The organism is Pseudomonas migulae (assembly GCF_043225285.1).
Taxonomy (GTDB): domain Bacteria; phylum Pseudomonadota; class Gammaproteobacteria; order Pseudomonadales; family Pseudomonadaceae; genus Aquipseudomonas; species Aquipseudomonas migulae_C.
This window is the reverse complement of sequence record NZ_CP171224.1, coordinates 806,428-830,261: the sequence shown is the minus strand read 5'-3', so window position 1 is coordinate 830,261 and position 23,834 is coordinate 806,428. Positions and strand designations below refer to the sequence as shown.

Sequence of the window (23,834 nt, the reverse complement as noted above, 5' to 3'; positions counted from 1 at the left end):
CAACAATAATGAAGAAGTGATTAGCAGGAGACATGATGAGTACGCAGCCTTCGATCAATGGATCGGTGCCCCAGCGCCTGGCCCACACCCGCGAGCTGATGAGCCGGGAGGGCATTCATGCCCTGCTGGTGCCGTCGGCCGACCCACATCTTTCGGAATACCTGCCGGGCTACTGGCAAGGGCGGCAATGGCTGTCGGGCTTTCACGGCTCGGTCGGCACACTGATCGTGACGCCGGACTTCGCCGGTGTCTGGGCCGACAGCCGTTATTGGGAACAAGCGACCAAGGAACTCAAGGGCAGCGGCATCGAGCTGGTCAAGCTGCAACCGGGTCAGCCGGGGCCGCTGGACTGGCTGGCCGAGCAAACCCCTGAAGGCGGCGTGGTCGCGGTGGACGGCGCTGTGATGGCCGTGGCCTCGGCGCGAACCTTGGGCGGTAAGCTCGAAGAGCGCGGCGCCCGTTTGCGTACCGACCTCGACCTGTTGGACAGCGTCTGGAGCGATCGTCCGACGCTGCCGAACGAGCCGATCTATCAGCACTTGCCGCCGCAAGCGACCGTCAGCCGTGGCGAAAAACTCGCCAACCTGCGTCAGGTCTTGCAAGAGCGCGGGGCCGATTGGCATTTCATTGCCACCCTCGACGACATCGCCTGGCTGTTCAACCTGCGTGGCGGCGATGTGTCGTTCAACCCGGTGTTCGTTTCTTTCGCGTTGATCAGCCAGCAACAGGCAACCCTGTTCGTGGCGTTGAGCAAAGTCAGCGCCGAGCTGCGCGCGGTCCTCGAACAGGACGGCGTTACCCTGCGCGACTACAGCGAAGTGGCCGAGGCCCTGCGCGCAGTCCCGAGCGGCGCCAGCCTGCAAGTCGATCCGGCGCGCGTCACGGCCGGTCTGCTGGATAACCTCGACAGCGGCGTCAAACTGGTCGAAGGCCTGAACCCGACGACCCTGGCCAAATCGCAGAAAAGCCTGGCCGACGCCGAGCACATCCGTCAGGCCATGGAGCAGGACGGTGCGGCGTTGTGCGAATTCTTCGCCTGGCTGGAGTCGGCGTGGGGCAAGGAGCGCATCACCGAACTGACCATCGACGAACACCTGACCGCCGCGCGCATGCGCCGTCCGGATTACGTGTCGTTGAGTTTCAACACCATCGCCGCGTACAACGCCAACGGTGCGATGCCGCATTACCACGCTACTGAAGAAGAGCACGCGGTCATCGAAGGTGACGGCCTGTTGCTGATCGACTCCGGCGGCCAGTACCTGGGCGGCACCACCGACATCACGCGCATGGTGCCGGTCGGTACGCCAACCGATGAGCAAAAACGCGATTGCACGCGCGTGCTCAAAGGCGTGATCGCCTTGTCTCGTGCGCAGTTTCCGCGGGGCATTCTGTCGCCGTTGCTGGATTCCATCGCACGTGCGCCGATCTGGGCGGAAAGCGTCGACTACGGCCACGGCACCGGACACGGCGTCGGCTACTTCCTCAACGTTCACGAAGGTCCGCAAGTGATTGCCTACCAGGCCGCGCCCGCACCGCAAACTGCGATGCAGCCGGGCATGATCACTTCCATCGAGCCGGGCACCTACCGTCCTGGCCGTTGGGGCGTGCGGATCGAGAACCTGGTGTTGAACCGTGAGGCGGGCAAAAGCGAATTCGGTGAGTTCCTCAAATTCGAAACCCTGACCTTGTGCCCGATCGATACACGTTGCCTGGAACCGTCGTTGCTGACTCAGGACGAGAAACAGTGGTTCAACGCCTATCACGCCGAAGTGCGCGAACGCCTGAGCCCGTTGGTCGACGGTGCCGCCCTGGAGTGGCTGAACACCCGAACCGCCGCTATCTGACCGGCTTGAGTTCAGGCGCTGCGTCCAGCGCTTGACTCATGTAGTCGACGAAAGCTTTGACCCTGGCGGATTGGCGACGATTCGCCGGGGACACGGCATGTATCGGCAGCGACTGCGCAACGTAGTCCGACAAAATCGCCGTCACTCGCCCGGCTTTCAGGTCCTCGCTGAACAGCCACACCGGCGACAATGCAATCCCCAGCCCCCCCAACACCATCTCGCGGATCGCTTCAGAGTTGTTGCTTTGCGCGCTGCCCTTGATGCGCACTTCGTGGCGTTTATTGTTATTCTCGAAAACCCATAAATTCTGACTGTTCAGCAGGTTGAACTGCAGGCAGTTGTGCGCGCTCAGTTCTGCCGGCGATTGCGGCTGCCCGTGTTGCCTGAGGTAGTCGGGGGCTGCGACGGTCACCCGATGGGTGATGCCGATTTGACGGGCGATCAGGCCGCTGTCATTGAGCTCGCCGATCCGGAAAGTGACGTCCAATCCCTCGCGGATCAGGTCCTGGTTCTGGTCATTCAATTGCAGGTCGATGTCGATGTCGGGATAGCGCTTCAGAAATTCCGCCAGGCGCGGGGCAATCTGCAAACGCCCGAAGCTGACTGATGAACCGATCCGCAGGTGACCGGCGATGCGTTCCTTGCCGGATTGGAAGCTGTGTTCGGCGGCATCGACTGCGGCGAGGATCTGTCGACATTCGGCGTAGTAGCGCAGGCCTTCGTCGGTCAGGGACAACTGACGGGTGCTGCGCGCGATCAGTTTTCCGCCCAGCTCGGTTTCCAGCGCCTTCACGACTTTGCTGATGGTGGGCTGGCTGATCTGCATCTCACGGGCCACGGCAGAAAAACTGCCGCGTTCGACGACCCTGGCGAAAATGGCCATTGCACTGAGTTTGTCCACGGGATCTCTCATTGATGCCAAACAGGCATGGTCACTATAGCTATATAGCGTCTTATCGGCATGAGTCGGTTAGCTGAAGATTTATCCCACAGCCACCTCTGACAGGAATAAACGAAATGACCGACTCACTTGAAATGCGCGCTCTGATTGTCGACTCGGCCGGTGCGCCGTTACGCTTGGTTTCCCTTCAGCGACCGGTGCCGGAAGCGGGGCAGGTGCTGGTCCGGATCAAGGCCAGCGGGGTGAACCCACTGGACGGGAAAATCCGTGCCGGCCAGGCGGCTCATGCGTGTCAGCCGTTGCCGGCGATAGTCGGTATGGATCTGGCGGGAGTGATTGAGGCCGTAGGCGAGGGCATCAGCGGATGGCAGCCAGGTGATGAGGTTTATGCCATGGCGACGGGCATTGGCGGCGCGCAGGGCTCGCTGGCCGAATACGCGGCGGTCGATGCCCGATTACTGGCGCGCAAGCCGGACAACTTGAGCATGCGCGTAGCCGCCGGGTTGCCGCTGGTGCTGATCACTGCGTGGGAAGGGCTGGTGGATCGGGCGCGGGTGCGGGCGGGGCAAAAGGTGTTGATTCATGGTGGGGCAGGGGGTGTGGGCCATGCGGCGGTGCAGATTGCCCGCGCTTTCGGTGCCGAGGTCTATGCCACCGGCTCCGCTAAGCATCAGGCCATCATTGAAGGGTTCGGCGCGACGTTCATTGACTATCGCCAGACTTCGGTCGAGGAATACATGGAGCAGTACACGGCCGGCGAGGGCTTCGATATTGTCTACGACACCGTGGGCGGCGATACCCTGGATGCTTCATTCAAGGCGGCGCGGGTTTATCACGGTCATGTGTTGAGCTGCCTCGGTTGGGGTCAACACAGTCTGGCGCCGCTCTCGTTTCGTGGGGCCACGTATTCGGGTGTGTTCACCTTGCTGCCATTGCTCACCGGGGTGGGGCGTGAACATCACGGAAAGATTCTTCGCGAGGCGGCCCGGTTGATTGAGGCGGGTCAATTGAAACCGCTGATGGATCCTCGTGCGTTCACACTGGAAACGGCCGAGTCCGCCCATGAGCTGCTTGCTTCGGGCGCAGCTCAGGGGCGGTTGGTCATCGAGATTTAACCCAGGGCCTCGATCACGAACTCCAGTCGATCCTGGCCGAAGAACAGCTGGTTATCGACAAACATGCTGGGTGCGCCGAACACACCCCGTTGCACGGCTTTTTCGGTGTTGTCCTTGAGTGTGGCTTTGACCTCTTCGTCGGCGGTCAACGCCAGCACTTCCGTGGGATCGAAGCCGTTTTGCGTCAGCACCGAGGCAACGGTCGCCAGGTCATCGAGGCTGCGACCCTCTACCCAAAGGGCATGAAACAGGCAGTCGATGAACGCCTGGAAACGCGCCGGATGGCGCAACTGGATGCCGGTCACGGCACGCATCAGCATCAGCGTATTGATGGGGAAATGCGGATTGAATTTCAGCGGCACGCCATAACGTTTGGCGTAGCGGTCAAGGTCCTGAAACATGTAGAGGCCCTTGGCCGGGATGGTCGCCGGGGAGGCGTTGCCGGTGGCCTTGAAAACGCCGCCCAGCAGTATCGGAATGTAGGTCAGTTGGCTGTCGGTCTGCGCGCAGATTTTCGGCAGTTGGGTGTACGCCAGGTAGGTGGCGGGGCTGCCGAGGTCGAAGTAGAACTCCACGGTTTTGCTCATGCTCGATGCACTCTGTTTATTGTTATGGGGGGAGGGCTTACCAGCGTTCGTTCCAGGGGCGAAGGTCCAGTTCGAAGGTCCAGGCGTCGCGGGGCTGGCTGTGCAGGTACCAGTAATTCTCGGCGATGTGTTCGGGGTTGAGTATCCCGTCCTGATCCTTGGTGGCGTACTTCTCGGGAAAGGACTCGCGAATGAAGTCGGTATCGATCGCGCCGTCGACGACGACATGAGCCACGTGAATGTTCATCGGGCCCAGTTCGCGGGCCATGCTTTGGGCCAGTGCGCGTATGCCATGCTTGGCGCCGGCGAATGCGGCGAAACCGGCAGCACCGCGCAGACCCGCGGTGGCGCCGGTAAACAGGATGGTGCCCCGCTGACGCTTGGCCATACGCTTGGCCACTTCCCGGGCATTGAGGAAGCCTGAGAAACAGGCCATTTCCCAGATTTTGAAATATTTGCGGGCGGTCTCTTCAAGAATGCTGCATGGCACATTGGCGCCAATATTGAACACGAACGCTTCGATGGGGCCGATCTGACTTTCAATCTGCTCGACCAGCGCAATCACGTCGTCCTCTTTGCGCGCATCGCAGGCAAAGCCATGGGCTTCACCACCGTTGGCGTTGATGGCGTCCACCAGCGGCTGGAGTTTATCTGCGCTGCGCCGGGTGACACATGCGACGAAACCTTCCTGCGCAAAACGTTTGGCGATAGCACCGCCGGTGGCGTCACCTGCGCCGACAACCAGTACGACCTTCTTGTTGTTCATGGGTTGTTCCCTTTGCTAAACGATCGTTAACTAAACGAACGTTATGCTACGATCAGGCATGCGTCAAGACAATCAATCCTGAGGAAAAGGCAATGCGTTACTCGGCCAATCACAAACTGGAAACCAAAGAGAAACTGCTGGAAAGCAGCGCGGTGTCAGCGAAAAAGTCGGGTTTCGCAACGGTAGGTGTCGATGCTTTGATGAAAGCGATCGGCTTGAGCGGCGGGGCGTTCTATAGCCACTTTTCGTCCAAGGACGAGCTGTTCGCTTCCATTGTCGAACGAGAGTTGAGCCAAAGTCTGGAGCGACTGGGTGCCGACCAGGATCGTGAAAAGCTTGAACGCTGCCTGAAGCTGTACCTGAACATGTCCCATGTCGAACACCCGGAAACAGGCTGTGCACTGCCGGCATTAGGGGCAGAGATCGCACGCTCGGACATTTCGGTTCGTCAGCAGGCGGAGAGCTGGATTTGCAAGCTTCAGGCGAGTTGGGCGTTGATTCTGGAGAGCGAGAGTCTGGCCTGGGCCATTCTGTCTCAATGCATCGGTGCGTTGGTCGTGGCGCGAATGCTGGCTACCCCGGACATTCAGCGCAGGGTGCTGAAGTCCAGTTACGATGAAATCGGTCGTCAGATCGCAGGCCCGCGGATCTGAAGATACTGCTATTTGCAGATGACGATCATGCTGCGGCTGGTGTAGCCGGCGGGGTTGAGACCAAATGGGTAATCACCCGGCTCTTCCACGCCATCCCCTGACTTGGCGATGACTTTGTAGCCCTTCGGCGCGCACGAATTGGCGGCGCTGGTATAGCACTTGTCCCAGGATGACGAGAGTCCTGAACAGTTGATATGCAATCCTTTCTTACCACGCTTGGTGTGTGTTTCCGATGTCGCCGCGCAGCCCGCAACTGCTAAAACGGCGATCAATATCAAAATTCGTTTCATTGCTGTCCTTAAAGCGTCCCCGGATCTTTGCGCCCGGGTCTGGCTGTATTCGCTTTCGTTCGAAGCGTTTCTGATATCCCTATCCTGAAAAATCCATGCCTGACATTGGCTTGCGGGCCTAAACATGGCCTAAATGCGCGGCAAATACCAGAGCTTCGTCAAATCCCGTATCAATCCGCCGCGACAGCGGGCTTCGCGGTGCTGCCCATGGTCATGGTCGCGCCGACGGAAGCCAAAATGATGCACATGATAGCCATCCATTGTGACAGCGAGAGGTACTCGTGGAGGAACAGCAGGCCCGAGAGTGCGCCGAACGCGGGCTCGATACTCATCAGGGTGCCGAATGTGCGGGCGGGCATTCGGGTCAAGGCGACCATTTCCAGCGTATAGGGTAGAGCAGTGGACAGGATGGCTACACCAATCGCAACGGGGATCAAGGAAGGGGTGAGCAACGCGGCTCCGGCATGAACAATGCCGATAGGTGCTACGAACAGCGCTGCAATCATCACCCCCAGTGCGGCGGTTTGAACGCCGTTGTCGGCGCCGGCCTTCTGACCGAAGAGGATGTACAGCGCCCAGCAGGCGCCTGCGCCCAGTGCATAACCCGCGCCTAGCAGATCGAGGCCCGCGGTTGTCGCTCCGGTCGGTATAAGGAGCAGCAAGCCGACTGCAGCCAGGGCAATCCACAAGAAGTCGATAGCACGACGTGACGCGTAGATGGCCACCGCCAACGGGCCTGTGAACTCGAGAGCTACCGCGATCCCAAGAGGAACAGTGCGCAAGGACATATAGAAGAGGAAGTTCATTCCGCCCAACGCCATGCCGTAGACAATGACGGTGCGCAAGGATCTTGCGGTGAGCTTCGCGCGCCAGGGGCGCAACAACACCAGCATGATCAGGCTGGCGAAAATCAAGCGCAGGGTGGTGGTGCCTTGGGCGCCGATGATGGGGAACATGCTTTTTGCCAGTGACGCTCCGGACTGGATCGACGCCATGGCTATTAATAGCAGGCCTACCGAGAACAGGGTCGAGGCAAGGCTGCGAGGCTGGTCATTCATTGCGTGGCATCGTCCAAGGCAGGGAGCGAGAGTGTTGTGTTGCGTGTTGGGCAATATACTGCGCATTCCAGAGGGGCGCGTCTATATATAAGCCGTGTTTTTGAACATCCTGATAGAAAAGCCAAATCAGGGGTTGACGGCAGATTCTGGAAGTCTATAATTCGCCCCACTTCCGGCGCAGTCGAAACGGAAAACTCCTTGGTAAACAACGAGTTACGCAGTATTCGGCAGCGAGTTGCTTCAGGTCATCGAAGCCCAGAAGGAGTCGGTCAAGCGGTGTTGTAAGGCTTGATGGACGGTTCGATCTTCTCGGTCGAAAGCGGAGAAAAAGAGGTGTTGACAGCAGCGAGTAACGCTGTAGAATTCGCCTCCCGCTAACGAGAGATCGGAAGCGCAAGTGGTTGAAGTTGCAAAGGAAACTTTGAAAACTTCTGAAAATAACCGCTTGACAGCAACAGAGGCTGCTGTAGAATGCGCGCCTCGGTTGAGACGAAAGATCTTAACCAACCGCTCTTTAACAACTGAATCAAGCAATTCGTGTGGGTGCTTGTGGAGTCAGACTGATAGTCAACAAGATTATCAGCATCACAAGTTACTCCGCGAGAAATCAAAGATGTAACCAACGATTGCTGAGCCAAGTTTAGGGTTTCTTAAAAACCCAAAGATGTTTGAACTGAAGAGTTTGATCATGGCTCAGATTGAACGCTGGCGGCAGGCCTAACACATGCAAGTCGAGCGGTAGAGAGAAGCTTGCTTCTCTTGAGAGCGGCGGACGGGTGAGTAATGCCTAGGAATCTGCCTGGTAGTGGGGGATAACGTTCGGAAACGGACGCTAATACCGCATACGTCCTACGGGAGAAAGCAGGGGACCTTCGGGCCTTGCGCTATCAGATGAGCCTAGGTCGGATTAGCTAGTTGGTGAGGTAATGGCTCACCAAGGCGACGATCCGTAACTGGTCTGAGAGGATGATCAGTCACACTGGAACTGAGACACGGTCCAGACTCCTACGGGAGGCAGCAGTGGGGAATATTGGACAATGGGCGAAAGCCTGATCCAGCCATGCCGCGTGTGTGAAGAAGGTCTTCGGATTGTAAAGCACTTTAAGTTGGGAGGAAGGGTTGTAGATTAATACTCTGCAATTTTGACGTTACCGACAGAATAAGCACCGGCTAACTCTGTGCCAGCAGCCGCGGTAATACAGAGGGTGCAAGCGTTAATCGGAATTACTGGGCGTAAAGCGCGCGTAGGTGGTTTGTTAAGTTGGATGTGAAAGCCCCGGGCTCAACCTGGGAACTGCATTCAAAACTGACAAGCTAGAGTATGGTAGAGGGTGGTGGAATTTCCTGTGTAGCGGTGAAATGCGTAGATATAGGAAGGAACACCAGTGGCGAAGGCGACCACCTGGACTGATACTGACACTGAGGTGCGAAAGCGTGGGGAGCAAACAGGATTAGATACCCTGGTAGTCCACGCCGTAAACGATGTCAACTAGCCGTTGGGAGCCTTGAGCTCTTAGTGGCGCAGCTAACGCATTAAGTTGACCGCCTGGGGAGTACGGCCGCAAGGTTAAAACTCAAATGAATTGACGGGGGCCCGCACAAGCGGTGGAGCATGTGGTTTAATTCGAAGCAACGCGAAGAACCTTACCAGGCCTTGACATCCAATGAACTTTCCAGAGATGGATTGGTGCCTTCGGGAACATTGAGACAGGTGCTGCATGGCTGTCGTCAGCTCGTGTCGTGAGATGTTGGGTTAAGTCCCGTAACGAGCGCAACCCTTGTCCTTAGTTACCAGCACGTAATGGTGGGCACTCTAAGGAGACTGCCGGTGACAAACCGGAGGAAGGTGGGGATGACGTCAAGTCATCATGGCCCTTACGGCCTGGGCTACACACGTGCTACAATGGTCGGTACAGAGGGTTGCCAAGCCGCGAGGTGGAGCTAATCCCATAAAACCGATCGTAGTCCGGATCGCAGTCTGCAACTCGACTGCGTGAAGTCGGAATCGCTAGTAATCGCGAATCAGAATGTCGCGGTGAATACGTTCCCGGGCCTTGTACACACCGCCCGTCACACCATGGGAGTGGGTTGCACCAGAAGTAGCTAGTCTAACCTTCGGGAGGACGGTTACCACGGTGTGATTCATGACTGGGGTGAAGTCGTAACAAGGTAGCCGTAGGGGAACCTGCGGCTGGATCACCTCCTTAATCGACGACATCAGCTGCTCCATAAGTTCCCACACGAATTGCTTGATTCATTGAAGAAGACGATAAGAAGCAGCCCGAAATTGGGTCTGTAGCTCAGTTGGTTAGAGCGCACCCCTGATAAGGGTGAGGTCGGCAGTTCGAATCTGCCCAGACCCACCAATTTTTGTGTGGGATCCTGTAGCAATACGGGGCCATAGCTCAGCTGGGAGAGCGCCTGCCTTGCACGCAGGAGGTCAACGGTTCGATCCCGTTTGGCTCCACCACTACTGCTTCTGTTTGTTGAAAGCTTAGAAATGAGCATTCCATGGTGACATGGTGAATGTTGATTTCTAGTCTTTGGCTAGATCGTTCTTTAAAAATTTGGGTATGTGATAGAAAGATAGACTGAACGTTACTTTCACTGGTAACGGATCAGGCTAAGGTAAAATTTGTGAGTTTAATCGCGAATTTTCGGCGAATGTCGTCTTCACAGTATAACCAGATTGCTTGGGGTTATATGGTCAAGTGAAGAAGCGCATACGGTGGATGCCTTGGCAGTCAGAGGCGATGAAAGACGTGGTAGCCTGCGAAAAGCTTCGGGGAGTCGGCAAACAGACTTTGATCCGGAGATGTCTGAATGGGGGAACCCACCTAACATAAGTTAGGTATCTTAAGCTGAATACATAGGCTTAAGAAGCGAACCAGGGGAACTGAAACATCTAAGTACCCTGAGGAAAAGAAATCAACCGAGATTCCCTTAGTAGTGGCGAGCGAACGGGGACTAGCCCTTAAGTGGCTTTGAGATTAGCGGAACGCTCTGGAAAGTGCGGCCATAGTGGGTGATAGCCCTGTACGCGAAAATCTCTTAGTCATGAAATCGAGTAGGACGGAGCACGAGAAACTTTGTCTGAATATGGGGGGACCATCCTCCAAGGCTAAATACTACTGACTGACCGATAGTGAACTAGTACCGTGAGGGAAAGGCGAAAAGAACCCCGGAGAGGGGAGTGAAATAGATCCTGAAACCGTATGCGTACAAGCAGTGGGAGCCCACTTTGTTGGGTGACTGCGTACCTTTTGTATAATGGGTCAGCGACTTATTTTCAGTGGCGAGCTTAACCGAATAGGGGAGGCGTAGCGAAAGCGAGTCTTAATAGGGCGTCTAGTCGCTGGGAATAGACCCGAAACCGGGCGATCTATCCATGGGCAGGTTGAAGGTTGGGTAACACTAACTGGAGGACCGAACCGACTACCGTTGAAAAGTTAGCGGATGACCTGTGGATCGGAGTGAAAGGCTAATCAAGCTCGGAGATAGCTGGTTCTCCTCGAAAGCTATTTAGGTAGCGCCTCATGTATCACTGTAGGGGGTAGAGCACTGTTTCGGCTAGGGGGTCATCCCGACTTACCAAACCGATGCAAACTCCGAATACCTACAAGTGCCGAGCATGGGAGACACACGGCGGGTGCTAACGTCCGTCGTGAAAAGGGAAACAACCCAGACCGTCAGCTAAGGTCCCAAAGTTATGGTTAAGTGGGAAACGATGTGGGAAGGCTTAGACAGCTAGGAGGTTGGCTTAGAAGCAGCCACCCTTTAAAGAAAGCGTAATAGCTCACTAGTCGAGTCGGCCTGCGCGGAAGATGTAACGGGGCTCAAACCATACACCGAAGCTACGGGTATCACTTAGGTGATGCGGTAGAGGAGCGTTCTGTAAGCCTGTGAAGGTGAGTTGAGAAGCTTGCTGGAGGTATCAGAAGTGCGAATGCTGACATGAGTAACGACAATGGGTGTGAAAAACACCCACGCCGAAAGACCAAGGTTTCCTGCGCAACGTTAATCGACGCAGGGTTAGTCGGTCCCTAAGGCGAGGCTGAAAAGCGTAGTCGATGGAAAACAGGTTAATATTCCTGTACTTCTGGTTATTGCGATGGAGGGACGGAGAAGGCTAGGCCAGCTTGGCGTTGGTTGTCCAAGTTTAAGGTGGTAGGCTGGAATCTTAGGTAAATCCGGGATTCTAAGGCCGAGAGCTGATGACGAGTGTTCTTTTAGAACACGAAGTGGTTGATGCCATGCTTCCAAGAAAAGCTTCTAAGCTTCAGGTAACCAGGAACCGTACCCCAAACCGACACAGGTGGTTGGGTAGAGAATACCAAGGCGCTTGAGAGAACTCGGGTGAAGGAACTAGGCAAAATGGCACCGTAACTTCGGGAGAAGGTGCGCCGGTGAGGGTGAAGGACTTGCTCCGTAAGCTCATGCCGGTCGAAGATACCAGGCCGCTGCGACTGTTTATTAAAAACACAGCACTCTGCAAACACGAAAGTGGACGTATAGGGTGTGACGCCTGCCCGGTGCCGGAAGGTTAATTGATGGGGTTAGCTAACGCGAAGCTCTTGATCGAAGCCCCGGTAAACGGCGGCCGTAACTATAACGGTCCTAAGGTAGCGAAATTCCTTGTCGGGTAAGTTCCGACCTGCACGAATGGCGTAACGATGGCGGCGCTGTCTCCACCCGAGACTCAGTGAAATTGAAATCGCTGTGAAGATGCAGTGTATCCGCGGCTAGACGGAAAGACCCCGTGAACCTTTACTATAGCTTTGCACTGGACTTTGAATTTGCTTGTGTAGGATAGGTGGGAGGCTTTGAAGCGTGGACGCCAGTTCGCGTGGAGCCATCCTTGAAATACCACCCTGGCAACTTTGAGGTTCTAACTCAGGTCCGTTATCCGGATCGAGGACAGTGTATGGTGGGTAGTTTGACTGGGGCGGTCTCCTCCTAAAGAGTAACGGAGGAGTACGAAGGTGCGCTCAGACCGGTCGGAAATCGGTCGTAGAGTATAAAGGCAAAAGCGCGCTTGACTGCGAGACAGACACGTCGAGCAGGTACGAAAGTAGGTCTTAGTGATCCGGTGGTTCTGTATGGAAGGGCCATCGCTCAACGGATAAAAGGTACTCCGGGGATAACAGGCTGATACCGCCCAAGAGTTCATATCGACGGCGGTGTTTGGCACCTCGATGTCGGCTCATCACATCCTGGGGCTGAAGCCGGTCCCAAGGGTATGGCTGTTCGCCATTTAAAGTGGTACGCGAGCTGGGTTTAGAACGTCGTGAGACAGTTCGGTCCCTATCTGCCGTGGACGTTTGAGATTTGAGAGGGGCTGCTCCTAGTACGAGAGGACCGGAGTGGACGAACCTCTGGTGTTCCGGTTGTCACGCCAGTGGCATTGCCGGGTAGCTATGTTCGGAATAGATAACCGCTGAAAGCATCTAAGCGGGAAACTAGCCTCAAGATGAGATCTCACTGGGACCTTGAGTCCCCTGAAGGGCCGTCGAAGACTACGACGTTGATAGGTTGGGTGTGTAAGCGCTGTGAGGCGTTGAGCTAACCAATACTAATTGCCCGTGAGGCTTGACCATATAACACCCAAGCAATTTGACTACTCGAGAGAGCATCAGATTGCGGTGTGTGAAGACGAAACGAACCGAAAGTTCGAGAACAAACACACAAACTATCGCATACCCAATTCGCTGGAACGTCGAAAGACGCGTCAGCTCAAGAATTTCTTGACGACCATAGAGCATTGGAACCACCTGATCCCATCCCGAACTCAGCAGTGAAACGATGCATCGCCGATGGTAGTGTGGGGTTTCCCCATGTGAGAGTAGGTCATCGTCAAGATTAAATTCCGAAACCCCAATTGCGAAAGCAGTTGGGGTTTTGTTTTGCCCGCAGGAAAGTGACGAAAAAAAGGGCAGCCTCACAGGCTACCCCTGGATACACCGCATGGTTAGTGGAACTTCGGCAGAACGTATTCAGCAATCTCTTCAATCACCTCGGCAATCGGTCGTTCGCTACGACGTACGTGCAAGCCAACATGCTGCACACCTGCTTCACGCAAAGCCTGCAATTCATCAATCAACGCCAGCCGACCGCAGATACCGCCGAAGCGCACGCGTCGCATCGGTGCATGAGGATTGGCCGCCAGGTCCAGGTGAACGAAGCTGATGTAAGGTTTATGCCCACCGACCTCCCGCCACAGTCCTACCCGCCGACGGTGTTCCTCAGGCGTACCCGGGTAAGCGAGCCAGCCATCCATGTGTTCACCAATCCAGGCAGGCGACTGCTGACCCAGACCAGCGACCAGCAACGGCACGGGCTGATCGCGCTCCGGAAGCAATCTCGCCCCTTCAGGCAAGCGACCTTCACCCTGGCTACGAAGCAATTCCACCGTCTTGCGGAAAATCTCTCCCCGCTGATCGTAGTCCACACCAAACAATGGATATTCCATCGGGCGATCGCCACTGGCTACACCCAGCAACAGCCTGCCTTCACTCAACTCATCAATACTGTTTGCCGACTTCAATGTGAGCCAAGGCTGACGCAGAGGCAGCACAACCGCCGCCGTACCCAGCATGATGTTGTCCGTGATCCCGGCGAGGTACCCAAGGTAGGAAAAGGTTTCGAACACCTGTGCGGCATCGCCGAAATTTGGATCGTAAACCGGCACATCGCGAACCCACAGCGCACGAAACCCGGACTTGTCGGCCAGACGCGCCATCGCCGCATGCTGCTTCAGGTCGGGAACACCGAAAGGCCGGTTCTCGGCAATCCGCCGCCGCTGACCGTCGCTGGACCAATCGTTATCCAGTGGCAGTTCCAGGCCGATGGAAAAACCGTTCGAACCCAGCAATCGTTGAAATCGTGAATGCATGAAAGACTCCCAGATAAAAAAATGGAATGACATGCACCCAGTATCTACAGGCTTATGAGCAAGAAAAATGCACGAATGGGAATATCAATCTTGAGTAAAACGCACGAGTAAACCCAAACACCGACCGTCGATTTGGCCATCAAGGACAACAGTTAGAGGAAATCACACTAAAGTGACCGCACGGTTTTTGGTATGGTGCAGCTCGTTTTTTTAACGGACTGATTTCACGCCCACGGATCGGCGCTTCATTTTCCGTCAAAGAGCAGGTGCAGAAATGCCCGAACCGATACCGATCAAGGACCACGAAAAAGAGACACGCCTGGTCAACAAAAGACTGATGGCCTGCGCCCTGTTCGTCGTCGCCATCACCTGCGCACTGGTGGTGCGCATGTATGTGCTGCAAGTGGTCGAGTTTGACTATCACTCGACGATCTCCGAAAACAATCGTGTCCACGTCCTGCCCATCACCCCGACACGCGGATTGATCTACGACCGCAACGGCGTGGTCCTCGCTGATAACCGCCCCAGCTTCAACCTGACCATCACCCGCGAACGAGCCTCCGACGTCAAAGAGGAGCTGGACGAGGTGGTCGACCTCCTGCACCTGCCCGCAGAAGACCGCACACTGTTCGACAAGGCCATGAAGCAGGCGCGCCACCCCTTCGTGCCCGTCACCCTGTTCTATGAACTGAGCGAAGAGCAGATCGCGGTATTGGCGGTAAACGAGTTTCGCCTGCCTGGGATCGATGTCGAGCCGCAGTTCGTTCGTCACTACCCGATGGGCGCGCACTTCGCACACTCGATCGGATACGTTGGGCGTATCAACGAGAAAGAATCCAAAGCCCTGGATACGGTCGAGTACCGTGGCACGCAATCCATCGGCAAGACCGGGATTGAAAAATTCTACGAGTCGGAACTGCACGGCCATGTCGGTTACGAAGAAGTCGAAACCAACGCTCAGGGCCGCGTGCTGCGCGTGCTCAAGCACACCGATCCGATCCCTGGCAAAAACATCGTCCTGAGTCTCGACGTCAAGCTCCAGGAAGCTGCTGAGGAAGCTTTGGGTGATCGTCGCGGTTCAGTGGTCGCGCTCGACCCGTCGACCGGCGAGGTGCTGGCCATGGTCAGCAAACCGAGCTTCGATCCGAACCTGTTCGTGACCGGGATCAGCTTCAAGGAATACGCGGCACTGCACGACTCCATCGACCGGCCGCTGTTCAACCGCGTGCTGCGCGGTCTGTACGCACCGGGCTCGACCATCAAGCCAGAAGTGGCGATTGCCGGCCTCGACGCTGGCGTGGTCACACCGCAGACCCGCGTCTTCGACCCCGGTTATTACCAGCTCCCGGATTTTGATCACAAATATCGCAACTGGAACCACAGCGGCGACGGCTGGGTGGACATGGACGCGGCGATCATGCGTTCCAACGACACCTACTTCTACGACCTGGCGCACAAGCTGGGCATCGATCGCCTGCACGACTACATGGCAATGTTCGGCCTCGGCGAAAAGGTCTCCCTGGACATGTTCGAAGAGTCAGCCGGCCTGATGCCGTCCCAGGCGTGGAAACGTGCCACGCGCCGTCAGGCGTGGTTCCCCGGCGAAACGGTGATCCTCGGCATCGGTCAGGGCTACATGCAGGTCACGCCGCTGCAACTGGCGCAAGCCACTGCGCTGATTGCCAACAAAGGCATCTGGAACCGGCCGCACCTGGCCAAGACCGTCGACGGTGTTGCGCCGGTGGACGAGCACCCGATGCCAAACATCCTGTTGAAGGACCCGCGTGACTGGGAGCAGGTCAACCACGGCATGCAAATGGTCATGCACGACGCGCGCGGGATTGCCCGAGCGGCGGCACAGGGCGCGCAGTACCGCATCGCCGGCAAGAGTGGTACGGCGCAAGTGGTCGCGATCAAGCAGGGCGAGCGCTACAACCGGGCGAAAACCCTGGAGCGTAACCGCGACAACGCCTTGTTCGTCGGTTTCGCGCCGGCCGAGCATCCAAAGATTGTGATCTCGGTGATGATCGAAAACGGTGAGGCCGGCGGTCGCGTTGCCGGTCCTGTGGTGCGGCAGATCATGGACGCCTGGCTGCTCGATCAGGAAGGCCATCTGAAGCCGCAATACGCCACGCCGGTCAAAGCGCCCGGCGATCCTCACGTTTAACCGTTGAAGGCTTCACAGCACAGGCTCACGGATGCTGAGCATGTGCTGGAAGCTTTCGAGGAACACGGTTTCCGCCTGACTCATCTTCTGCTCACGATTCCACAGCAGCTGGATATCGAAATCCACCACGCCGTCTTCCGGCGGTAAACGCCAGAGCAGTCCTTGCTCGACATCCCGGCGCACCAGGTGGATCGGCAGGCAGCCAATGCCGTAGCCTGCACAAATCAATCGATAAATTTCTTCGAAGCTCGTCGATGAAGCGACGATCTTGCCGGTAAAACCCTGTTCGTCACGGAACAAAGTCAGTGGCGAAAGGTTGCCGCCGAGCTGATCGCTGGTGAAGCTGACGAAGTTCTCCGCAGCGAGCTGTTCCAAGGTCAGGTTCTCCTGGCCGAACAGTCGATGACGCTGCCCGCAGAAATACGCATAACGCTCGCGAAACAGCACCCGCTGCTCCAGTCGTGGCTGCGGCAAACGGCACAGGCCGACACCAATGGTCGCCGTCTTTTGCAACAGCGAGCTGATGATGTTCGAACTGCCCATCACCTCGACTTCCAGCTCGATTTTCGGGTGGGTTTCATGGAAATCCGCGAGGAACTCGTCGTAATGCCGTGCCTGCACGCCGCTGACGGTGAGGATGCGGATCTTGCCCACCACGTCATCGTGACGACTCTCTACCACCGTGCCCAATCGAGAAATATCGCCGTAGATATCCGCCGCAATGCGCAGGACTTCTTCGCCGGTTTCCGTCAGATCGAACCGCCGCCCGCTGCGTGCAATCAACACACATTCCAGTTGTTCTTCGAGACGTTTAAGCGCCTGGCTGACCGCCGACTGCGTGATGTGCAACCGCGCGGCGGCACGGCTCATGCTGCCTTCCTGGCCAATCACCAGGTACGTGCGCAAGAGGTTCCAGTCGAGGCGATCATTCAGAAAGCGTCGACCGACCCAAGGATTCGTGGAGGTCATGACAATCCCATGTAGTAGCACTGCTAATAGTAAAGATAAGAATATGAAAATTGACTAATCCTGGCACGGAAGCGATAAAGCCCACAAGCGCCACAGAGCGCCACCGTCAACAGCCTTCAGTACCTGCCCAAAACTATAAATACACAGGGTCCTTGCATGCACACCACCGCACAACCGCGACGAGCCGCGGCCGCCGCCTTCATTGGCACGACCATCGAGTTCTACGACTTTTACATTTACGCCACCGCGGCGGCGCTGGTGCTTGGCCAGGTATTTTTCCCCAGTAGCGATCCGGTGATGAGCACACTGGCGGCCTTCGGCAGCTTCGCCGTTGGCTTCATCGCCCGTCCAATGGCGGGCATGGTGTTCGGTCATTTGGGCGACCGTCTCGGCCGCAAGAAAATGCTGCTGGTGACCATGGCGTTGATGGGACTGGCGACCGCGGGCATCGGCATGCTGCCCAGCTATGCCAGCGTCGGCATCTGGGCGCCGATCGGCCTGATCGTGTTGCGCCTGATCCAGGGCATTTCCGTCGGGGGCGAGTGGGGTGGGGCGGTGCTGATGGCCAGCGAGCACGCACCGGCCAAGCGTAAAACCTTTTACGCCTCGTTTGCCCAGCTTGGCAGTCCGGCAGGTTTGTTGCTGGCCTTGATTGCCTTTCGCCTGGTGACTTCCCTTGAACCCGAGGAGTTCCTGTCCTGGGGCTGGCGCCTGCCGTTTCTCGCCAGCGGCGTGCTGATGATGGTTGGCCTGATGATCCGCTCCGGCGTTCAGGAGTCGCCGGAGTTTGCCAAGGCGCGGGACAACAACGAGACCGCCCAATACCCGGTGAAAGATGTGATCCGCACCTGCTGGCGGCAGATCCTGTTCGCGGCCGCCGCAGTGACCATTGGCTCTGCCGGGTTCTTCTTCACCAACACCTTCATGATCACCTACGTCACCCAGTATCAGGGCATCGCGCGCTCGACGATTCTCGATTGCCTGTTCCTGGTCACCATTATTCAGCTGCTCTCGCAACCGCTCTCCGCGCTGCTCGCCGAACGCATCGGCGAAGGCCGTTTCCTCAAGCTCGTCGCGTTGCTGTGCATGGTCACGCCGTACCCGATGTTCTTGCTGGTGGGCACGCAGAACATTCTGTTGATGACCCTCGGCATCGCCCTCGCGGTGGTGATTCTGTCGGCGCTGTACGCGGTGATCGCCGGGTACATGACCCAGGCGTTCCCGGTGCACCTGCGCTACTCGGGGATTTCCATCGCTTACCAGTTGAGTTGCGCATTGGCCGGCGGCACCACGCCGCTGATCGGCACGTTGCTGGCGAGCAAGTTTTCCGGACAATGGCTGCCGCTGGCTGTGTTCTTCACCCTGCTCTCGGCCCTGTCCCTGATCGGTGTTTGCGGGCTGGCCCGCCTGCGCGCCAACCCGGTCGTCACCCACGCTGTCAAAGAGGTGTATTCGTGAGTAAACCTGAACACATCGGCCCGGTTGAATGGAAGGCCCGCTGCGAACTGGCGGCGCTGTATCGCCTGGTCGCGCACTTTCGCATGACCGACCTGATCGACACCCACATCACCCTGCGGATTCCGGGGCCTGAGCATCACTTCCTGATCAACCGCTACGGGGTGATTTTCGACCGCATGCGCGCCTCGGACCTGGTGCGGATCGATCAGGACGGGCGCGTCGTCGATCCACATTACGAAGGCCATCGGGTCAACGCTGCCGGTTTTGTCATTCACTCGGCGATCCACATGGCCCGCCCGGATCTCAACTGTGTGATCCACACCCACACCGCCGCCGGCATGGCCGTAGCGGCGCAGAAGCAGGGCCTGTTGCCGATCAGTCAGCACGCGCTGAAGTTCTACGGCAAATTGGCATATCACACCTATGAAGGCATTGCGTTGTCGCTGGATGAGCGCGAACGCCTGATTGCCGACCTGGGGCCGCACCGGGCGATGATCCTGCGCAATCACGGTTTGCTGGTGGGCGGTTCGGGCGTGGCCCAGGCGTTTCAGGAGATTCACTTTCTGGAGCGTGCGTGTCAGGCACAGGTGGCGGCGCTATCTGGTGGTTCTGCGTTGCATTACCCCTCGCCGGAAGTCTGCGCGCACACCGCCGAACAGTTTGACCGCGATGAACAGGACAACATCATCGACCTGGCCTGGGAGGCCGCACTGACCCTGATCGAATCCCAGCGCGAGTCCTATCTGTCATGAACACCGTGGTCCTGTTGTCCCGCGACTCCCTGCTGCTCAAGCAACTGCAGGCCGCCTTCGCCCGCAGTGCGCCGCAGCTCACCGCCGTGCTGGCGGATGATCCTCGGGCGAAAAATGCGCAGGTCGCCGCGTGCTGGTTTCCCTTGCCGGGCAGCCTGGCTGCGTTGCCGAATCTGCAGGTGATCCACTCGGTGGCGGCCGGCATCGATCACCTCGACCACGATCCGTCGTGCCCGGACCTGCCGGTGTGCCGGGTGGTCGATCCCGGCCACCGCCAGGGCATGACCGAATACGTGCGCTGGGCGGTGATCCACTTTCACCGCGGCTTCGACCAGGTGCTGTTGCAGCACCGGGAACAGCGGTGGGAGCGGCCGCTGCAACGGGCGGCGGGGCAATTCAAGGTCGGGGTGATGGGGCTCGGATCGCTGGGCAGCGCCATCGCCCAGGACCTGGCCACTGCCGGTTACGACGTGCGTGGCTGGGCACGCAGCAGCAAACAGATCAGTGGCGTGCAGACCTTTGCCGGCGGGCAAGACCTCAAGCCGTTTCTCGAGGGCGTGGAGTTGCTGATCAACCTGTTGCCGCTGACCAGCGAAACCCGCGGCATCCTCGGGCAGGCCACTTTCGATCAATTGGCCAACGGCGCGGCGTTGGTCAATTGTGGTCGCGGCGGTCATCTCGACATCGACGATCTCGAACACGCGTTGCAACGCGGAAAACTGCGCGGCGCACTGCTGGATGTTTTCGAGCAGGAGCCGTTGCCGGCCGATCACCGACTCTGGACGATGCCCGGCGTCACGATCACCCCGCACATGGCCTCGGCAGCGTCCCACGATTGCATTGCCGAACAAGTAGCGGAGAACTTTCGCCGTTTGAATGCCGGCGAACCGTTAATCAATAACGCCGACCGATTACTCGGCTACTGAATACAAAAACTCGCCCATTAAGTTGGGCGAGACATAACAATAATCCCTCACTCTCAAACGATTTACTGCCAGTCAAAACAATTAAATAAACGAGTTCACGACGAATTCCTGGAGTCAGTGATGAGCGATCTATCGTCCGCAGAAAAGTCCGGCGCACCGCCGGAAGTTGCAATCAGCATGAAGAAAGTGGCGGTGGCCAGTGTCATCGGCACCACCGTGGAATGGTACGACTTGTTCGTGTTTGCCACCGCTTCGGCGCTGGTTTTCAACAAGGTGTTCTTCCCGGATTTCGTGCCGTTGATCGGTACGTTGCTGGCCTTCGGTACGTTCGCTTCGGCGTACCTGGCGCGGATTGTCGGCGCGGCATTGTTCGGGCATTTCGGTGATCGCCTGGGACGTAAATCGATGCTGTTGATTTCGCTGTTGACCATGGGCGCGGCGACCTTCGCTATCGGCTTGTTACCCAACTACGCGGCCATCGGAATCTGGGCGCCGATCCTTTTGTTATTGCTCAGGGTCATCCAGGGTTTGGCGCTCGGCGGCGAGTGGGGCGGGGCGGTGTTGATGGCGGTGGAACATGCGCCCGCCAACAAACGCGGCCTGTACGGTTCCTGGGTACAGATCGGCGTCCCGGCCGGGACCATGATCGCCAACCTCGCGTTCCTGCTGATCGCCGCATGGCTGTCCCCGGAAGACCTGTTGGCCTGGGGCTGGCGTATTCCGTTCCTGGCCAGCGTGTTGTTGATTGCCGTCGGTTTGTACATCCGGCTGAACATCGCCGAAACCCCGGCCTTCAACAAGGTCAAGGAAGCTGAAGTGCAGGTGAAAATGCCGCTGGCCGAAGTCTTCCGCAAGTACTGGAAGCAAGTGGTGCTCGGCGGTATTGCAACAATGTCGACCGGCGCGTCGTTCAACATCATCGTCGCGTTCGGCCTGACGTACGGCACGCAGAATCTCGGTTTCAGTCGCAGCGTGATGCTCGGCGTGGTGCTGCTGTCCTGCGCCTGGTGCATCGTCATGCTGCCAGTGTTCGGGGCGCTGTCGGACCGTTACGGACGCAAGCCGATCATCGTCGCCGGGATCGTGGCCGAGGCGTTGGTGGCGTTCCCGATGTTCTGGCTGATGGACACAAAAGAGTTGTCACTGGTGATCTTCGGCTACTTGCTGCTGATGACCGCATTCGCCGCCAACTACGGGCCGATCGCAACCTTCCTCGCCGAGTTGTTCGGCACCCGCGTGCGTTATTCGGGGCTGTCGATCAGCTACATGCTGTCTGGCCTGCTCGGCAGCGCCGCAACGCCAATCGTCACTACAGCGTTGCTCGCGGCGACCGGCAAGGGCTCGTCGGTGGCCTGGTACATGATCGGCGCGGCGCTGGTTTCCCTGCTGGCGTTGTTGCTGCTGACCGAGACCTTCAAGCGCGACATCAGCGAAATCCCGGCGGCGGTTCCCGCCGACGATCAACCCGTTCGCAAACCTTTCAAATCGGCTGCGGCCTGATTCATGGAGCTCAACAACATGCGCAGAATCCAATCCGCCCCCGGCTTCATCGGTCCGGTCGGTCCTTATTCGCAAGCGGTGGTCAGCGGCCACCTGGTGTTCACGGCCGGGCAGATTCCGGCCCAGAGCGGCCTCGACGACCAGCCCGTCGATTTCACCGAGCAGGTGCGGCAAACCTTGCGCAATCTCGAGGCGATCCTGATCGAGGCCGGTTCGGATTTCAGCCACGTGATCAAGGTCAGTGCGTTCCTCACCGATCCCGCGCAACTGGAACCCTTCAACGCGGTATACCGCGAGTTTCTCGGCCATGCGCCGCCGGCGCGAACCACCGTGTGCGTATCGCTGTGGGGCGTGTCACTGGAGATCGACTGTGTGGCCGAGTTGATAAATAAGGAGCCGAACAATGGATAAGTCGCAACTGATCGAGCAGTTCAAGGCAGTGAGTTTTCCCACCCTCGGGCATTTTCTCGAGGAGGGTTTTGCCGATCCACAGCTGAAGGCCATGGTGCCGAATGTAAAACTGGTGGGCCGGGCGTTGACCCTGAAACTGGTCGGTGCCGATGCGATTGCGGTCAATCAGGCACTCGCGCTGATCAAACCGGGGGACGTGCTGGTCATCGACACGGGCGGGGACGGACGACACGCGCCGGTCGGCGCGGTGACCAGTTGTGCCGCGAGTTGCGCCGGTGCAGCGGGCATTGTGGTGGATGGCGCCGTCACCGATCTGCTGGAACTGCGGGAGGCCGGGCTGCCGGTCTTCGCGCGGGGCACCAGCCTGCTGACCACCAAGCTGCATGGCCGTGGGGACAGCCAGATCAACCAGCCGATTCATTGCGCTGGCGTCACTGTGCAACCGGGGGACCTGGTGCTGGCGGACGACAACGGCGTGCTGTTTCTCGACTGGGACACGGCGGCCGGTGTTATCGAACAGGCGCTGGCGTCCGATCAGGCCGAGCCGCGTTTGCTCGAACGATTGCGCGCCGGTGAGCCGGTCGCGCAGGTGTTGCGCGTCTAAGCCGTCAGGCAGCGTTGCAGGCTCTCGATGAACATCGTCTCGGCCCGGCTCATGCGCTGCTCGCGGTTCCACAGCAAATGAATGTCCACATCGGCAATCCCTTCGTGGGGCGGCAGGCGCCAGAGCAATCCGGCGTCGACGTCCGCCGCCACCACGTGCTCGGGCAAGCAGCCGATACCGAACCCGGCGATCACCAGTCGCCGGACTTCCTCCAGGCTCGGTGACGACGCGACGATGCGTCCGCTGAAGCCCTGCTGATCACGAAAAATCGTCAGCGGCGAGAGCATGCCGCCGATCTGGTCGCTGGTGAAACTGACGAAATTCTCCCGCTGCAAATCCTTTTCGGTGACGTTCTCCTGGCCGAACATCCCGTGATGCTTGCCGCAGAAAAACGCATAACGCTGGCGCAGGAACAGCCGTTGTTCCAGGCGCGGTTGCGGGCGGCGATTGAGGCTCAATCCCAGGGTCGCGGTTTTTTCCTGGAGCGCGCTGACGATGTCGGAGCTGCGCATCACGTCCACCTCCAGGTCGACCCGCGGATGCTGCCGATGGAAGTCCGCGAGGAAGTCATCGAAGCGTTCCGAGTAGATCCGGCTGATGATCAACAATCGGACTTTGCCGATCACTTCGTCGGCCGGTTGCTCCAGCACGCTGCTGACCTGGGACATCTGCCCGTAGATCTCCCCGGCCAGTTCGAAGATCTGCTCGCCGACTTCGGTCAGGGCAAAACGCGGCCCGCGGCGGGCGATCAGTTGCCGGCCGAGTTGTTCTTCCAGGCGCTTCAATGCCTGGCTCACGGCCGGTTGCGTCAGGTGCAGGCGGGCGGCGGCGCGGCTGATGCTCAGCTCCTGGCCGATCACCCGGAAGGTGCGCAGCAGGTTCCAGTCCAGACGGTCATTGAGCAGGCGTTGTACGTCACGTTCGGCCATGCGGCTCTCGAT

The 23,834-nt window shown here is 58.1% G+C and carries 18 protein-coding genes, 2 tRNA genes and 3 rRNA genes; 15 read left to right on the top strand and 8 right to left on the bottom strand.

Annotation, left to right across the window (positions count from 1 at the left end):
* Positions 1–35: 35 nt before the first annotated feature.
* The gene (locus ACF6ZU_RS03820; protein WP_392890594.1) at positions 36–1,844 is read left to right on the top strand and encodes an aminopeptidase P family protein; all 1,809 of its coding nucleotides are present in this window, start codon (positions 36–38) and stop codon (positions 1,842–1,844) included.
* Here the strand turns inward: ACF6ZU_RS03820 and ACF6ZU_RS03815 are convergent.
* Positions 1,837–2,757, bottom strand: coding sequence for a LysR family transcriptional regulator (locus ACF6ZU_RS03815; protein ID WP_392890593.1), 921 nt, complete (start codon positions 2,755–2,757; stop codon positions 1,837–1,839). The genes ACF6ZU_RS03820 and ACF6ZU_RS03815 overlap by 8 nt on opposite strands.
* Positions 2,758–2,861: 104 nt before the next feature.
* On the opposite strand from ACF6ZU_RS03815, the gene ACF6ZU_RS03810 reads away from it, so the two are divergent.
* Positions 2,862–3,860, top strand: coding sequence for a zinc-dependent alcohol dehydrogenase family protein (locus tag ACF6ZU_RS03810; protein WP_392890592.1), 999 nt, complete (start codon positions 2,862–2,864; stop codon positions 3,858–3,860).
* On the opposite strand, the gene ACF6ZU_RS03805 is transcribed toward ACF6ZU_RS03810, so the two are convergent.
* Together ACF6ZU_RS03805 and ACF6ZU_RS03800 are read right to left on the bottom strand one after the other, a co-directional pair.
* Complete coding sequence (locus ACF6ZU_RS03805; RefSeq protein ID WP_392890591.1) at positions 3,857–4,447, bottom strand: 2-hydroxychromene-2-carboxylate isomerase; 591 nt, start codon at positions 4,445–4,447, stop codon at positions 3,857–3,859. The genes ACF6ZU_RS03810 and ACF6ZU_RS03805 overlap by 4 nt on opposite strands.
* A 37-nt stretch (positions 4,448–4,484) precedes the next feature.
* Positions 4,485–5,213, bottom strand: a complete 729-nt coding sequence (locus ACF6ZU_RS03800) for an SDR family oxidoreductase (RefSeq protein ID WP_392890590.1) — start codon at positions 5,211–5,213, stop codon at positions 4,485–4,487.
* A gap of 92 nt (positions 5,214–5,305) precedes the next feature.
* On the opposite strand from ACF6ZU_RS03800, the gene ACF6ZU_RS03795 reads away from it, so the two are divergent.
* Positions 5,306–5,866 carry a TetR/AcrR family transcriptional regulator gene (locus ACF6ZU_RS03795; RefSeq protein ID WP_392890589.1) on the top strand — a complete coding sequence of 187 codons (561 nt, stop codon included), beginning with the start codon at positions 5,306–5,308 and terminating at the stop codon, positions 5,864–5,866.
* 8 nt (positions 5,867–5,874) lie between these two features.
* Here the strand turns inward: ACF6ZU_RS03795 and ACF6ZU_RS03790 are convergent, their stop codons facing one another.
* Positions 5,875–6,156: a hypothetical protein gene (locus ACF6ZU_RS03790; protein ID WP_192419429.1), complete on the bottom strand. Its 282-nt coding sequence runs from the start codon at positions 6,154–6,156 to the stop codon at positions 5,875–5,877.
* Between the two features lie 170 nt (positions 6,157–6,326).
* Positions 6,327–7,214, bottom strand: coding sequence for a threonine/homoserine exporter RhtA (gene rhtA / locus ACF6ZU_RS03785; RefSeq protein ID WP_392890588.1), 888 nt, complete (start codon positions 7,212–7,214; stop codon positions 6,327–6,329).
* Between the two features lie 670 nt (positions 7,215–7,884).
* On the opposite strand from rhtA, the gene ACF6ZU_RS03780 reads away from it, so the two are divergent.
* The 5 genes from ACF6ZU_RS03780 (at position 7,885) to rrf (ending at position 13,073) form a co-directional block, all read left to right on the top strand.
* A 16S ribosomal RNA gene (locus ACF6ZU_RS03780) occupies positions 7,885–9,421 on the top strand.
* Between the two features lie 82 nt (positions 9,422–9,503).
* A tRNA-Ile gene (locus tag ACF6ZU_RS03775) sits at positions 9,504–9,580 on the top strand.
* 28 nt (positions 9,581–9,608) lie between these two features.
* Positions 9,609–9,684: transfer RNA gene (locus ACF6ZU_RS03770), tRNA-Ala, on the top strand.
* A 235-nt stretch (positions 9,685–9,919) separates the two neighbouring features.
* Positions 9,920–12,811, top strand: a 23S ribosomal RNA gene (locus ACF6ZU_RS03765).
* A gap of 146 nt (positions 12,812–12,957) precedes the next feature.
* Positions 12,958–13,073: ribosomal RNA gene (gene rrf, locus ACF6ZU_RS03760) — 5S ribosomal RNA — on the top strand.
* The 16S, 23S and 5S rRNA genes sit together here with 2 tRNA genes alongside, the layout of an rRNA operon.
* 109 nt (positions 13,074–13,182) lie before the next feature.
* Here the strand turns inward: rrf and ACF6ZU_RS03755 are convergent.
* A complete protein-coding gene (locus ACF6ZU_RS03755) occupies positions 13,183–14,106 on the bottom strand; it encodes a TIGR03571 family LLM class oxidoreductase (RefSeq protein ID WP_392890587.1) in 924 nt (307 codons plus the stop codon).
* Positions 14,107–14,380: 274 nt separating this feature from the next.
* On the opposite strand from ACF6ZU_RS03755, the gene mrdA reads away from it, so the two are divergent.
* Entirely contained in the window at positions 14,381–16,273 is a 1,893-nt protein-coding gene (gene mrdA / locus ACF6ZU_RS03750; RefSeq protein ID WP_392890586.1) for a penicillin-binding protein 2, read from the top strand.
* Positions 16,274–16,285: 12 nt separating this feature from the next.
* Here mrdA and ACF6ZU_RS03745 read toward each other — a convergent pair whose 3' ends face one another.
* Positions 16,286–17,242, bottom strand: a complete 957-nt coding sequence (locus tag ACF6ZU_RS03745; protein WP_392890585.1) for a LysR family transcriptional regulator — start codon at positions 17,240–17,242, stop codon at positions 16,286–16,288.
* A 156-nt stretch (positions 17,243–17,398) separates the two neighbouring features.
* Between ACF6ZU_RS03745 and ACF6ZU_RS03740 the strand changes: the two genes are divergently transcribed.
* From ACF6ZU_RS03740 to ACF6ZU_RS03715, 6 genes are all read left to right on the top strand, one after another.
* On the top strand, positions 17,399–18,700 hold the full coding sequence (locus ACF6ZU_RS03740) for an MFS transporter (protein ID WP_392890584.1): 1,302 nt from the start codon (positions 17,399–17,401) through the stop codon (positions 18,698–18,700).
* Entirely contained in the window at positions 18,697–19,452 is a 756-nt protein-coding gene (locus ACF6ZU_RS03735; RefSeq protein ID WP_392890583.1) for a class II aldolase/adducin family protein, read from the top strand. The genes ACF6ZU_RS03740 and ACF6ZU_RS03735 overlap by 4 nt, the downstream gene beginning before the upstream one ends.
* Positions 19,449–20,378, top strand: coding sequence for a 2-hydroxyacid dehydrogenase (locus ACF6ZU_RS03730; RefSeq protein ID WP_392890582.1), 930 nt, complete (start codon positions 19,449–19,451; stop codon positions 20,376–20,378). The genes ACF6ZU_RS03735 and ACF6ZU_RS03730 overlap by 4 nt, the downstream gene beginning before the upstream one ends.
* A 120-nt stretch (positions 20,379–20,498) precedes the next feature.
* Positions 20,499–21,878, top strand: coding sequence for an MFS transporter (locus ACF6ZU_RS03725; RefSeq protein WP_392890581.1), 1,380 nt, complete (start codon positions 20,499–20,501; stop codon positions 21,876–21,878).
* An 18-nt stretch (positions 21,879–21,896) separates the two neighbouring features.
* Positions 21,897–22,289 carry a RidA family protein gene (locus ACF6ZU_RS03720; RefSeq protein WP_392890580.1) on the top strand — a complete coding sequence of 131 codons (393 nt, stop codon included), beginning with the start codon at positions 21,897–21,899 and terminating at the stop codon, positions 22,287–22,289.
* The gene (locus ACF6ZU_RS03715) at positions 22,282–22,893 is read left to right on the top strand and encodes an RraA family protein (protein ID WP_392890579.1); all 612 of its coding nucleotides are present in this window, start codon (positions 22,282–22,284) and stop codon (positions 22,891–22,893) included. The genes ACF6ZU_RS03720 and ACF6ZU_RS03715 overlap by 8 nt, the downstream gene beginning before the upstream one ends.
* Here the strand turns inward: ACF6ZU_RS03715 and ACF6ZU_RS03710 are convergent.
* Complete coding sequence (locus ACF6ZU_RS03710; RefSeq protein WP_392890578.1) at positions 22,890–23,822, bottom strand: LysR family transcriptional regulator; 933 nt, start codon at positions 23,820–23,822, stop codon at positions 22,890–22,892. The two genes, ACF6ZU_RS03715 and ACF6ZU_RS03710, sit on opposite strands and share 4 nt — an antisense overlap.
* Positions 23,823–23,834 lie beyond the last annotated feature (12 nt).